This window comes from Kosakonia sp. YIM B13588 (assembly GCF_042788165.1).
Taxonomy (GTDB): Bacteria; Pseudomonadota; Gammaproteobacteria; order Enterobacterales; family Enterobacteriaceae; genus Kosakonia; species Kosakonia sacchari.
Genome location: NZ_JBHZPO010000005.1, coordinates 68,172 through 81,533 on the forward strand (window position 1 = coordinate 68,172; position 13,362 = coordinate 81,533).

11 protein-coding genes are annotated in these 13,362 nt (G+C 54.2%); 7 read left to right on the plus strand and 4 right to left on the minus strand.

What is annotated here, in order from left to right:
- Window positions 1-37: 37 nt before the first annotated feature.
- On the minus strand, window positions 38-2,485 hold the full coding sequence (gene fadE, locus ACFX4U_RS10880) for an acyl-CoA dehydrogenase FadE (protein WP_313506372.1): 2,448 nt from the start codon (window positions 2,483-2,485) through the stop codon (window positions 38-40).
- 236 nt (window positions 2,486-2,721) lie between these two features.
- Here fadE and lpcA point away from each other — a divergent pair, with 236 nt between their 5' ends.
- Complete coding sequence (lpcA, locus tag ACFX4U_RS10885; protein WP_017458774.1) at window positions 2,722-3,303, plus strand: D-sedoheptulose 7-phosphate isomerase; 582 nt, start codon at window positions 2,722-2,724, stop codon at window positions 3,301-3,303.
- Window positions 3,304-3,440: 137 nt separating this feature from the next.
- A complete protein-coding gene (locus ACFX4U_RS10890) occupies window positions 3,441-4,208 on the plus strand; it encodes a class II glutamine amidotransferase (protein WP_045513248.1) in 768 nt (255 codons plus the stop codon).
- Here ACFX4U_RS10890 and dpaA read toward each other — a convergent pair.
- Window positions 4,179-4,916 (minus strand): peptidoglycan meso-diaminopimelic acid protein amidase, encoded by a 738-nt coding sequence (dpaA, locus tag ACFX4U_RS10895; protein WP_313506373.1) that lies wholly within the window; start codon window positions 4,914-4,916, stop codon window positions 4,179-4,181. The genes ACFX4U_RS10890 and dpaA overlap by 30 nt on opposite strands.
- Before the next feature lie 349 nt (window positions 4,917-5,265).
- Here dpaA and dinB point away from each other — a divergent pair, with 349 nt between their 5' ends.
- On the plus strand, window positions 5,266-6,321 hold the full coding sequence (dinB, locus tag ACFX4U_RS10900) for a DNA polymerase IV (RefSeq protein ID WP_313506374.1): 1,056 nt from the start codon (window positions 5,266-5,268) through the stop codon (window positions 6,319-6,321).
- 403 nt (window positions 6,322-6,724) lie between these two features.
- On the opposite strand, the gene pepD is transcribed toward dinB, so the two are convergent.
- Window positions 6,725-8,182: a cytosol nonspecific dipeptidase gene (pepD, locus tag ACFX4U_RS10905; RefSeq protein WP_313506375.1), complete on the minus strand. Its 1,458-nt coding sequence runs from the start codon at window positions 8,180-8,182 to the stop codon at window positions 6,725-6,727.
- Between the two features lie 262 nt (window positions 8,183-8,444).
- Between pepD and gpt the strand changes: the two genes are divergently transcribed.
- The 3 genes from gpt to crl all read left to right on the plus strand — a co-directional run bounded on the left by gpt (window position 8,445) and on the right by crl (window position 10,712).
- Window positions 8,445-8,903, plus strand: coding sequence for a xanthine phosphoribosyltransferase (gene gpt, locus ACFX4U_RS10910; protein WP_010427903.1), 459 nt, complete (start codon window positions 8,445-8,447; stop codon window positions 8,901-8,903).
- A gap of 108 nt (window positions 8,904-9,011) precedes the next feature.
- Complete coding sequence (gene frsA, locus ACFX4U_RS10915; protein ID WP_313506376.1) at window positions 9,012-10,256, plus strand: esterase FrsA; 1,245 nt, start codon at window positions 9,012-9,014, stop codon at window positions 10,254-10,256.
- 57 nt (window positions 10,257-10,313) lie between these two features.
- Window positions 10,314-10,712, plus strand: coding sequence for a sigma factor-binding protein Crl (gene crl, locus ACFX4U_RS10920; RefSeq protein ID WP_380218057.1), 399 nt, complete (start codon window positions 10,314-10,316; stop codon window positions 10,710-10,712).
- A gap of 140 nt (window positions 10,713-10,852) precedes the next feature.
- Here crl and phoE read toward each other — a convergent pair whose 3' ends face one another.
- Window positions 10,853-11,953, minus strand: a complete 1,101-nt coding sequence (phoE, locus tag ACFX4U_RS10925) for a phosphoporin PhoE (protein ID WP_305737008.1) — start codon at window positions 11,951-11,953, stop codon at window positions 10,853-10,855.
- 296 nt (window positions 11,954-12,249) lie between these two features.
- On the opposite strand from phoE, the gene proB reads away from it, so the two are divergent.
- A complete protein-coding gene (gene proB / locus ACFX4U_RS10930) occupies window positions 12,250-13,353 on the plus strand; it encodes a glutamate 5-kinase (RefSeq protein ID WP_313506377.1) in 1,104 nt (367 codons plus the stop codon).
- Window positions 13,354-13,362: the final 9 nt, after the last annotated feature.

A 13,362-nucleotide genomic window follows, 5' to 3' on the forward strand; every position in this document is an offset into this window, starting at 1 on the left:
TTCGATAAGAGGAGAGCGTTTTCAGCCGCTTACTTCGTCAGGCAGCTTCCGGTTTACGCACTTTCTCCGGTGTTTTTACCACCGGCTGAGTCGCCAGTGCCTCCGGTTCAAAGTCGTCAACGTTAATACTGCGCAGGCGGCTGACTTCGGCTTTGTTCAACAGCGCGGCCTCTTCCTGATTAATCAGCCCGCTTGCCAGCGCCTGCTGAGCCAGCACGTCCAGACGGGTAAAGGGCAGGTTTTTGCCTAACTCTTTGCAGATGCGCTGATGGATCGGATCCGCTGCCATCACATCAACCAGCGCCTCTTCCAGCAGACCGACCGGGTTATGCTCGCTTGGCGTCAGGTACTGACCGCGGCCAATACGTGAACGCGTTGCGCTCGGGGTTTGCAGGATCTTCGCGACTTTGTGATCCAGTTTGTCGGACGGTGCGCGGTAATGACGACCGGTCGGGAAAATCACCAGGTTCAGGGCGCCTGCCACAAAGCGGTTCGGGAAGTTCTCCAGCAAATCATGCATCGCCTGTTCCGCCTGGTAGAGCGCATCCTGCACGCCCCAGTGTACCAGCGGCAGATCCGCTTCCTGACGGCCTTCATCGTCATAGCGTTTCAGCACCGCCGAAGCGAGATAGAGCTGGCTTAACACATCGCCGAGACGTGCCGAGATGCGTTCGCGGCGTTTCAGGCTGCCGCCAAGTACCGCCATGGACACATCCGAGAGCAGCGCCAGGTTGGCACTCACACGGTTCAGATGCTGGTAGTAACGTTTAGTCGCGTCACGGGTCGGCGTGGCGCTGGTTAAGCCGCGCGTCAGGCCGAGCCAGAGGCTGCGCATTTCGTTGCTGCCGACGTGGCCGATATGTTTGAACAACAGTTTATCGAAGGCGTCCACGTCGTTATTCTGCGCGGCAGCCATCTCTTCCAGCACATACGGATGACAGCGGATGGCACCCTGGCCGAAGATCATCATGGTACGGGTGAGGATATTCGCGCCTTCTACGGTAATGGCGATCGGCGCGCCCTGGTAGCTACGCGCCAGGAAGTTACCCTCGCCGAGCATGATGCCTTTACCACCGGCAATATCCATCGCATCAATAATTGACTGCTGACCGCGGTGGGTACAGTGATACTTAACGATTGCCGAAAGCACCGCCGGTTTTTCACCCAGCATAATGCCGTAGGTCACCAGTGAGGCGGCTGCATCCATGGCGTAGGCATTACCGCCAATACGCGCCAGCGGCTCTTCGATGCCTTCCATTTTACCAATCGATACTTTGAACTGGCGGCGGATATGAGCGTAGGCACCAATTCCCATCGCGACAGATTTGACGCCGCCGGTGGAGTTGGACGGCAGCGTAATACCGCGACCTACCGACAGACATTCCACCAGCATACGCCAGCCCTGACCGGCCATTTTCGGCCCGCCAATAATGTAATCGATCGGTACAAAGATATCGTCGCCGCGGGTCGGGCCGTTCTGGAACGGCACGTTCAGCGGGAAGTGACGGCGGCCAATTTCCACGCCCGGCGTAGAGGTGGGGATCAACGCACAGGTAATGCCTAATTCTTCGTCGCCACCCAGCAGCTTATCCGGGTCAGAGAGTTTGAACGCCAGGCCCAGCACGGTAGCGATTGGTGCCAGCGTAATGTAGCGTTTGTTCCAGGTCAGGCGCATACCGAGCACCTGCTCGCCCTGCCAGTCACCCATGCAGACGATACCGGTATCCGGAATGGCGCCCGCATCGGAGCCAGCTTCCGGGCTGGTCAGCGCGAAGCAGGGGATTTCTACACCGCGCGCCAGACGCGGCAGATAGTGATCTTTTTGTTCCTCGGTGCCGTAGTGTTGCAGCAGTTCACCAGGGCCTAAGGAGTTCGGTACGCCGACGGTGATCGCCAGAATACCGGAGACACCCGCGAGTTTTTGCAGCACACGAGACTGGGCATAAGCCGAGAATTCCAGCCCGCCGTACTCTTTTTTGATGATCATTGCAAAGAAGCGGTGCTCTTTTAAGAACGCCCACAGTTCCGGCGGCAGATCGGCCATTTCGTGGGTGATCTGGAAGTCATTCGCCATGCGACAGGCTTCTTCCACCGGGCCGTCGATAAACGCCTGCTCTTCAGCGGTCAGGCGCGGCTGCGGGTAGTTATGCAGTTTTTTCCAGTCCGGGTTACCGCGAAACAGATCGCCTTCCCACCAGGTTGTCCCGGCGTCGATGGCCTCTTTTTCGGTGCGCGACATTGGCGGCATCACTTTACGGAAACCACGGAATGCCGGTGCGGAAATCAACGCTTTACGCATCGGCGGCAAGTTAAACGGCACCAGAATAATCGCGAGCGGCAGCAGCACCCAGATAGACCACAGGCCAGCAACGCCCAGCGCGGCGGTCCACGCCAGCAGGATCACGCTGCTGAGCAGCAGATTAACGCGGTGGTAAAACAGCGCGCCGAGCAGAACAACCGTTGCGATAATGCTCAAAATCATCATAAAGAAAAGCTCCCTTGCTTGTAGGAGGTCTGACCACTTGTGATGTATTGGTTGTAGTGGATGTGATTTCTTTTAGCAATGTGTTTACAAAATAATTACAACCTGGTTCACATTGTTGAGGGCTTTTTGCGCACGGAAAATGAAAACCACAGGGCGCTACGGCTTTGACTTCTCGCCTGGAATAGTATCCGGTACACTGCGCAATGTTATTTACATTTATGCTGAAGGATATCCTCATGTACCAGGATCTTATTCGTAACGAACTGAACGAAGCGGCCGAAACGCTGGCGAACTTCTTGAAAGACGATGCCAATATTCACGCGATTCAGCGCGCGGCGGTATTGCTGGCCGACAGCTTTAAAGCCGGCGGCAAAGTGTTGTCCTGTGGTAACGGCGGCTCGCATTGTGATGCGATGCATTTCGCAGAAGAGTTAACCGGGCGCTACCGCGAAAACCGTCCGGGTTACCCGGCGATCGCCATCTCTGACGTGAGCCATCTCTCCTGCGTCAGCAACGACTTCGGTTACGACTATGTTTTCTCCCGTTATGTGGAAGCCGTTGGTCGCGAAGGCGACGTGCTGCTGGGTATCTCCACTTCCGGTAACTCCGGCAACGTGATCAAAGCGGTTGCGGCGGCGCGTGAGAAGGGAATGAAAGTGATCACCCTGACCGGTAAAGACGGCGGCAAAATGGCAGGCAGCGCAGATGTTGAAATTCGTGTGCCGCATTTTGGTTATGCTGACCGTATTCAGGAAATTCACATTAAGGTGATTCATATCCTGATTCAGTTGATTGAAAAAGAGATGGTTAAGGCTTAAGGAAGGCTATTTTTGCCTTTTTGACTCCGGCAGTGCGCGAAACCCTGTTTAGGTACAGTTAATCGACGCACTGTCCGTATGCCAACTGGCTGCACCAATTACGCCTTCTCTGATAAGGGCGCTGTGTGGGGGTGTGTATGTGCGAACTGCTCGGTATGAGCGCAAATGTGCCAACCGATATCTGCTTTAGTTTTACCGGTCTCGTCCAGCGTGGCGGCGGAACCGGGCCGCATAAAGATGGCTGGGGCATTACCTTTTACGAAGGCAAAGGCTGTCGCACGTTCAAAGATCCGCAACCGAGTTTTAATTCCCCCATTGCGAAATTAGTGCAGGACTATCCGATCAAATCCCGTTCGGTGATTGCCCATATTCGTCAGGCTAACCGTGGCGAAGTGGCGCTGGAAAATACCCATCCGTTTACCCGCGAACTGTGGGGACGTAACTGGACCTATGCGCACAACGGGCAGCTTACGGGTTATAAATCGCTTGAGACCGGTAATTTCCGCCCAATTGGCGAAACCGACAGCGAGAAAGCCTTTTGCTGGCTGTTGCACAAGCTGACCGAACGCTACCCGCGCACACCCGGCAATATGGCAGCGGTGTTTAAATACATTGCGGCGCTGGCAACGGAACTGCGCGAGAAGGGCGTTTTTAATATGCTGTTGTCGGACGGGCGTTATGTGATGGCGTTTTGTTCGACCAATCTGTTCTGGATCACCCGCCGTGCGCCGTTTGGCGTGGCGAAGCTGCTGGATCAGGATGTGGAAATTGATTTTCAGCGGGAAACCACACCAAACGATGTGGTTACCGTGATTGCCACCCAGCCGTTAACCGGCAATGAAACCTGGCAAAAGATTATGCCAGGCGAATGGGCATTATTTTGCCTGGGGGAGCGTGTAGTTTGACGCCAGTTGCGGCTGAACAGCGGTGTTCAGCGGCTTGCTAACCACATAGCGGCCATCCACTACCGAGACAACCGGCGGCTGGTGGGTGGTGGCGAAGTAGTCATAACCCGGCTTCAATTGCTTCCAGAAATCCGCATAGGTTGAATATTTATGGCGCTGCATATTGGCGTCGGTCATGCGGAACGGATAGATACTCACCTGCACGTTCGGCTGTCCGAAAACCAGCGCCGCGGTAACAAACTGGAAGATCTCATCAATACCGGAATCCGTCATCGCATAGCAGCCAATCGACACGCAAGCGCCGTGGATCATCAGGTATTTGCCTTCATAGCCGTGGGCGCGATCGTAGTTATTCGGAAACCCAATATTAATGGCTTTATAGAAACGGCTATCCGGCTTCAACTGACTGCGCTGCACGGAGTAGAAACCCTCCGGGCTTTTAAAATCACCCTGGCGCTGCTTGGGGCCTAACCCGCCGGAGTAATTACAAATCTTGTAGCTGTCGAGCAACTGATACTGCTCGCCCATCTTGACGTAAAGATCAAGGGTGCGCTCTTCTTTGAAGATCTGGATATAAATCGGCGACCCCATCAACTGCTGCTTATATTCTTTGCTGACCGGCGTTGCTGAACCGTTGCTGCTCACCAGGCCAGCAAAAGAGACGCACGGAAGCAGAAGCATCGCAATAAATAATGCGATTTTGCGCATACTACTTGTTTCCTTGATAAAGCTAATACCACATTGCCAGGACGGCAAAAGAAGCCCAAAATTCAGACTATTCTGTTTTGGAGCGCCCACATTAGCATTACGGCATTTTTTCGCAAGCCCCAATCTACATCGTCTTTCACGCTGCCTTATCATTGGCTTCGCTTTTGTCTCGCGTGAATAAGTTTGAGGATTACGTATCAAACGCTTGGCCGAAAGCTGGCGACTATTATGCGAGTAAAAAGCCTGAATTGCCGCTTATATTCCTCTCTTTTCGCCGGATTTACGTGCTGGCTTCTCAATTGCTGCAAGTGTGCTGTATACTTATCCAGTGTTCTGTGAGGGCGTACGCATGCGCAAAATCATACATGTTGATATGGACTGCTTTTTCGCGGCGGTAGAAATGCGCGATAACCCGGCCCTGCGCGATATTCCCATCGCTATCGGCGGTAGCCGGGTACAACGCGGCGTGATCAGCACAGCGAACTATCCGGCGCGCAAGTTTGGCGTACGCAGCGCAATGCCAACAGCGATGGCGCTTAAACTCTGCCCGCACCTCACGCTTTTGCCCGGCCGCTTTGACGCTTATAAAGAAGCCTCCAACCAGATCCGCGACATCTTCTCCCGCTACACCTCGCTTATTGAACCGCTCTCGCTGGATGAAGCCTACCTTGATGTTACCGAAAGCCCGTACTGCCACGGTTCGGCGACGCTGATGGCGCAGGAAATTCGCCAGACCATTTTTAATGAAACCCAACTGACTGCTTCGGCGGGCGTTGCGCCGGTGAAGTTTCTCGCCAAAATCGCCTCCGATCTCAACAAACCCAACGGGCAATATGTGATTACACCGGCTGATGTACCGGCATTTTTGCGCACGCTGCCGCTCGGCAAAATCCCCGGTGTGGGGAAGGTGTCAGCGGCAAAGCTGGAAACGCTCGGGCTGCGCACTTGTGAAGATGTGCAAAAGAGCGACCTGGCCATGCTGCTTAAACGCTTTGGTAAATTTGGCCGTGTTTTATGGGAGCGCAGCCAGGGCATTGACGAGCGGGAAATTAACAGCGAACGGCTGCGTAAATCCGTGGGCGTGGAGCGGACGCTGGCGGAAGATATTCACAGCTGGGAAGAGTGCGAAGCGATTATTGAACATCTCTACCCTGAGCTTGAGCGGCGGCTGGCAAAAGTGAAACCGGATCTGTTAATTGCTCGCCAGGGAGTGAAACTGAAATTTAATGATTTCCAGCTCACGACTCAGGAGCATGTCTGGCCGCGTTTAAATAAAGAGGATTTACTGGCAACGGCGCAAAAAACCTGGAACGACCGCCGTAGCGGGCGCGGTGTCCGGCTGGTCGGGCTGCATGTCACGCTGCTTGATCCTCAACTGGAACGGCAACTAGTGTTAGGGCTATAAAAATTACGCTACGGATCTATTTCAAACTTCTTTATCCCCGACGTTTATTTCTCGTTACTGCAAAAGCATTTCACCATCCCCTGAAGTCTCTTTGTATTTCATATAGCCCCGGATTTCGTCTGACGATCCCTTTTATTTGCTCAGATATAAAAGGAGATTCGAGCAATTCTCTTTGCCATCTCGCTTCGGAAAACATTTCTGATAAACGGCTGGCAACCTTGCTGATTGCTCATCGTCTGGAACAAATCAAAGAAGATGAACGCGCGACGTTGAAACCGGAACGTCGATTGTTTCACCAGCAGATTGAACGGGGAGCAACCCGCTGCGCGCGTTTAAAGGGATGGCATTTAAGGCAGTGTAGAGTCGGGGAAAATGTCCGCGCCGGGCGGCGCGGACTACAGGCTTATTTCGCCGGAATGGCTTTCAGCAGCTCGGTCAGCAGAGTCCAGTAATGGCCCACGCTTTCGATATGCACTTGCTCATCCGGTGAGTGCGGGCCGGTGATGGTCGGCCCAATTGATACCATGTCCATATCCGGGTACGGTTTTTTGAACAGACCGCACTCCAGACCTGCGTGGATCACCTGAATGTTCGGGGTTTTGTTGAACAGACGCTGGTAAGTTTCACGCACCAGCGCCATCACCGGAGAATGCGCGTCCGGCTGCCAGCCAGGGTAGCCGCCTTTCGGTGCGGTTTTCGCTCCCGCCAGCGCACCCAGTGACTCCAGCATGCTCACGACATAATCTTTGCCGCTATCTACCAGTGAGCGGATCAGGCAGATAATCTCGGCGTTGTCGTCTTGCAGCGTTACCACGCCCACGTTCAGCGAGGTTTCCACCACGCCTTTAGCGACGTCAGAGTTGCGAATAACCCCGTTCGGCGTCGCGTTCAGCAGGCGCACAAACGTATCGCGCGAGGCGGTGGTCAGCGCGGCTTTATCGCTGCTTGCGCTGTCCAGCAGCACCACCAGATTCTTCTCTTTGGCTTCCAGCTCGTTTTTCAGGATTGCCTGATATTCGCTGGCCAGCGTTTTCAGCTGTGCGGCTTTATCTGCCGGAACGGCGATAACAGCAATCGCTTCGCGCGGAATCGCGTTACGCAGCGTACCGCCGGTGAAATCGAGCAGACACAGATCCAGCTCCGCCGCGTGGCCGGCCAGGAAGCGCGCCAGCAGTTTGTTGGCGTTACCTAAACCGACATGAATTTCGGCACCAGAGTGACCGCCTTTCAACCCTTTCAGCGTCAGCTTAAAGGTTTCATACCCGGCGGGTACGGCTTCGCGGGAGAGCGGCAGGGTGGTGATAAAATCGATACCGCCTGCGCAACCCATGTAGATTTCACCCTCTTCTTCAGAGTCGGTGTTAATCAGAATGTCCGCCTGCAGCCAGTTCGCTTGCAGACCAAACGCGCCGTCCATACCAGCTTCTTCGGTCATGGTCAGCAGCACTTCCAGCGGGCCGTGTTCAACGCTGTCATCTGCCAGCACCGCCAGCGCGGAAGCCATGCCAATGCCGTTATCCGCGCCGAGCGTGGTACCGCGCGCTTTAACCCATTCTCCGTCTACATACGGGCGAATCGGATCGGTGGTGAAATCGTGTACTGTGTCGTTATTTTTCTGCGGCACCATATCAAGGTGTGCTTGCAGAACTACCGGCTTGCGGTTTTCCATGCCAGCGGTGGCTGGTTTACGGATCAGAATGTTGCCAACCTGGTCGCGCTCCGCATGCAACCCCTTTTCTTTCGCCCAGCTCATAATGTGCCCGGCGAGTTGTTCTTCATGGTAGGACGGGTGCGGAATAGAACAAATTTTGGCAAAAATATCCCACAGCGGCTGTGGTGATAGGTGAGACAGTTCAGACACGATGAGTCTCCTTACGAAGAGCCTGCGCAACGTACCTTGCAGGTCACAGGGTTAAATAAACGAACATCGCAAGCAGTCAGCTTGCGAGATGGCGTTGAGAATACCACTTTATTGCCGCGCTGCGAGCACCAGTGCGCGGAAAAAGCGCCGGTAATGCCGGGTAATACTGGTTTTTAGCGCTTCAGATCTCTATAATCTCGCGCAACCTATTTCCCCCTCGAATAATTTTTAAGCCGTTAAAACACAGGCTGGGACACTTCACATGAGCGAAAAATACGTCGTCACCTGGGACATGTTGCAGATTCACGCACGCAAACTGGCCGCCCGATTGATGCCTTCAGAACAATGGAAAGGCATTATTGCCGTAAGCCGTGGTGGTCTGGTGCCAGGCGCACTGTTGGCGCGTGAGCTGGGCATTCGTCATGTTGATACCGTATGTATCTCCAGCTACGACCACGACAACCAGCGTGAGCTGACCGTGCTGAAACGCGCAGAAGGTGACGGTGAAGGTTTTATCGTGATCGACGATCTGGTGGACACCGGCGGCACCGCTGTCGCGATTCGTGAAATGTATCCCAAAGCGCATTTCGTCACTATTTTCGCCAAACCGGCAGGTCGCCCGCTGGTGGACGATTACGTGATTGATATCCCGCAGGACACCTGGATTGAGCAGCCGTGGGATATGGGCGTGGTGTTTGTGCCGCCAATCAGCGGCCGTTAATTCTGCTTTGAAACATTTGCTCACGCCCGGTTTTGCCGGGCGTTGTTCTTTTTAGCGCGCAACAGGTTACAATAACCGCCGGTGATAGATACATGGAGCCTGCGCGCAATGTCACAGCCCAATCTTAGCGAAACGTTATTCAAACCCCGCTTCAAGCACCCTGAAACTTCCACGCTGGTACGCCGGTTTAATCGTGGCGCGCAATCGCCGATCCTGTCGACTCTTGATGGCAAAAATGTGCCGCACTGGTATCGCATGCTCAACCGGCTGATGTGGGTCTGGCGCGGCGTGGATCCGCGAGAGATCCTCGAAGTGCAGGCGCGCATTGTGATGTGTCAGGCCGAACGCACCGACCCGGAGCTGTATGACACGGTGGTGGGTTACCGTAACGGCAACTGGATCTATGAATGGTCCGTGCAGGCTATGTCGTGGCAGCAAAAAGCGATGCAGGAACCCGCGCCACAGATCAGTGGCAAACACTGGTTGCATGCGTCCAGTTTGTTCAGCATTGCCGCTTATCCTCATATTAAAGGTGATTCGCTCGCTGAGCAGGCGCAAGCGCTGGCGAACCGCGCGTATGAAGAGGCGGTGCAGCGTCTGCCGGGTGAGATCAAAGAGCTGCAGTTCGCCATTCCCGGCGGCACGCCGGTCACCGGATTTCTGCACATGCCGCCTGGCAATGGCCCTTTCCCGACGGTATTAATGTGCGGCGGGTTGGATAGCCTGCAAAGCGACTATTACACCCTGTTTGAACGTTATTTCGCGCCGCAAGGCATAGCGATGCTGACGCTGGATATGCCGTCGGTTGGCTTCTCTTCGAAGTGGAAACTGACACAGGACTCCAGCTTGCTGCACCAGCACGCACTGCAAGCGCTGCCGAACATTCCCTGGGTCGATCACACGCGGGTGGCGGCGTTTGGCTTTCGCTTTGGCGCGAATGTGGCGGTGCGCCTGGCGTACCTTGAATCTTCGCGCCTGAAAGCAGTGGCTTGCCTTGGGCCAGTGGTGCATGCATTGCTGAGCGACCCGCAACGCCAGGGACGCGTGCCGGAGATGTATCTGGATGTGCTCGCCAGTCGCCTGGGGATGCACGACGCTTCCGACGAGGCGCTGCGCGTGGAGCTGAATCGCTACTCGCTGAAAACGCAAGGTTTACTCGGCAGACGTTGCCCCACGCCGATGCTTTCTGGTTTCTGGCAAAACGATCCCTTCAGCCCGGAGGAGGAGTCGCGTTTAATCACCTCGTCATCTGGCAACGGCAAACTGCTGGAGATCCCGTTTAACCCGGTTTATCGAAATTTTGATAAGGCGTTGCAACAAATAACCGGATGGATCAACCATCATTTCCGTTAATAGATTGATAAATTCTATCGGTTTGGTAAAACAGTTGCTTCACAAAAGGAGATCGCAATGACGTTACCGAGTGGACATCCGAGAAGCAGGTTGATTAAAAAGTTTACTGCGCTGGGGCCTTATATCCGCGAAGAGCAATGCGAAGAGAACCGTTTTTTCTTTGATTGCCTGGCAGTTTGCGTGAATGTTAAGCCCGCGCCGGAAAAACGAGAGTTCTGGGGCTGGTGGATGGAAATGGAAGCGCAGGAGACGCGTTTTACCTACCGTTATCAGTTCGGCCTTTTTGATAAAGAAGGGCAATGGAAACCCACGGCGATAAAAGATCAGGAAGTTACCGATCGATTAGAGCACACGCTGCGCGATTTTCACGAACGTGTGAAAACCCTGCTGGCTTCACTTGAGCTGAAGCTGGAACCTGCCGAAAACTTCAAAGAACAATTGAAGCTCACCGCGTAACTCCCCGCATAAAAAACGCCCGATAGCTTGCGCTTATCGGGCCTGGCCGCAGTTTCCCGGCCTTTCACCTGAATCAGGTTAAATAAATGCCCTCTTGCGAGGGCATTCGATATAACGAGGGGTATTACAGTTACTGCAACTTAGAACTGGTAAGTCACGCCAACGGCAACAACGTCGTCGTCAGCCAGACCCAGTTTGTTGTCGTCTTTGAGCTGGTTGATTTTGTAGTCAACCATCGCAGAGAAGTTCTTGTTGAAGTAGTAAGTTGCGCCAACGTCGATGTAGTTAACCAGATCTTCGTCGCCAACGCCTTTTTCCAGGTCTTTGCCTTTAGTCAGGACATAGCCCAGAGACGGACGCAGACCGAAGTCGAACTGGTACTGGACAACTGCTTCAAAGTTCTCGGTTTTGTTAGCAAAGCCTGAACCCAGCCCGGTGCTCGCTGCGGCAGATACAGGTGTCATGTTGTAAGCGACGCCGTACATGGTGGCGATGTACAGGTTGTTAGCGTCGTATTTCGCGCCGGTTGCCCAGGCTTCGGCTTTCTCGCCGCGACCAAACGCTGCGGTGTTCTGCGCGTTGGTGCGGTCAGAGTTCGCATATGCGCCAATCAGGCTGAATGCGCTACCGCCGAAGTTATAGGAGAGAGAAGTACCCCAGCCGTCACCGTTCTGTTTGCTAACCGCACGGTTGCTTTCGTTTTTACCCTGGTACTGCAGGGTCATATTCAGTCCGTCGATCATGCCAAAGAAGTCGGTATTGCGATAAGTTGCAACGCCAGTAGTACGTTTGGTCATGAAGTCATCGGTACGGGTCATGCCGTCGCCGCCGAATTCCGGGAACATATCCGTTACGGAAGCCACGTCGTACAGCACGCCCAGGTTACGACCGTAGTCGATAGAACCAAAATCTTTGATTTTCAAACCAGCAAACGCCAGACGGGTTTTCTGGCTGGTCGCTGAGTTGTTGTTGTTGGTTTCGTCGTTGTTACCAGCAAATTCAGCTTCCCAACGGCCGAAACCGGTCAGCTGATCGTTAATCTGTGTTTCGCCTTTGAAGCCGAAACGCACGTAAGTTTTGTCACCGTCGTTGGTGGTATCGTCACTGAAGTAGTGCATGGCTTTCACTTTGCCGTACACATCCAGTTTGTTGCCGTTCTTGTTATAAACTTCCGCTGCGTGAACAGAAGAAGCAGAAGCGACAACGCTCATCACCATTAATGCCAGAGTGCTCTTTTTCATTTTGATTCCTGATTTGACTAACGCGCTAATATTCGCTGGGCATACGCCCCGTGAAAAACAGGAAGGGTTTTAACGCTGCGAAATTAAAGATTTATGACAAATTAAGAATATTTTTAAAAAGTTGTGTTTTTTTGTTTTTGCCATAAAAGTGTCAAATCCTGCCGCTACGCTTGCTGATCCTGCGCAACAAAAAAGTGAGCTGACAGCTCTGGCAGTTGGCAATCGCTCTGACTCCTGTTACAACGTCTGACGACGATTTACTTTCCTTATATTTCCTTAAAAAACGGCAGAGAATCATGAGTGACAGCCAGACGCTGGTGGTAAAACTCGGTACCAGTGTTTTAACGGGCGGTTCCCGTCGCCTGAACCGCGCCCATATTGTTGAACTGGTGCGCCAGTGCGCGCAGCAACACGCCGCCGGGCACCGAATTGTAATTGTGACGTCTGGCGCGATTGCCGCCGGGCGCGAGCATCTGGGCTACCCGGAACTGCCCGCGACTATCGCGTCAAAACAATTGCTGGCGGCAGTAGGGCAGAGCCGTTTGATTCAACTGTGGGAACAACTGTTTTCCATTTACGGGATTCATATTGGGCAGATGCTGCTGACGCGCGCCGATATGGAAGATCGTGAGCGTTTCCTCAATGCGCGCGATACGCTGCGTGCGCTGCTCGATAACAATATCGTGCCGGTAATTAACGAAAACGACGCCGTTGCCACCGCGGAAATCAAAGTCGGCGATAACGATAACCTCTCGGCGCTGGCGGCGATCCTTGCCGGCGCCGACAAACTGCTGCTGCTGACCGATCAGCAGGGTCTGTTTACCGCCGATCCGCGTAGCAACCCGGATGCGGAACTGATTAAAGACGTTTACGACATTGACGATGCGCTGCGCGCAGTAGCCGGAGACAGCGTTTCCGGCCTCGGTACGGGCGGTATGGGCACCAAGCTGCAAGCCGCCGATGTTGCCTGCCGTGCGGGGATCGACACCATTATCGCCGCTGGCAGCAAGCCAGGCGTGATTGGCGATGTCGTGGAAGGTATTTCCGTCGGCACGCGCTTTCACGCCCAGGAGTCGCCGCTGGAGAGCCGTAAACGCTGGATCTTTGGCGCGCCGCCTGCCGGTGAAATCACCGTTGATGAAGGCGCAACTGCCGCCATTCTGGAACGCGGCAGCTCCTTGTTGCCCAAAGGGATTAAAAGCGTGACAGGCAACTTTTCCCGTGGTGAAGTGGTCCGCATTCGCAATCTGCAAGGCCGCGATATCGCCCACGGCGTAAGCCGTTATAACAGCGATGCGCTGCGTCGCATTGCCGGGCAACATTCACAGCAGATTGACGCCATTCTGGGCTACGAATATGGCCCTGTCGCGGTGCACCGCGACGATATGATTACCCGTTAAGGAGCAGAA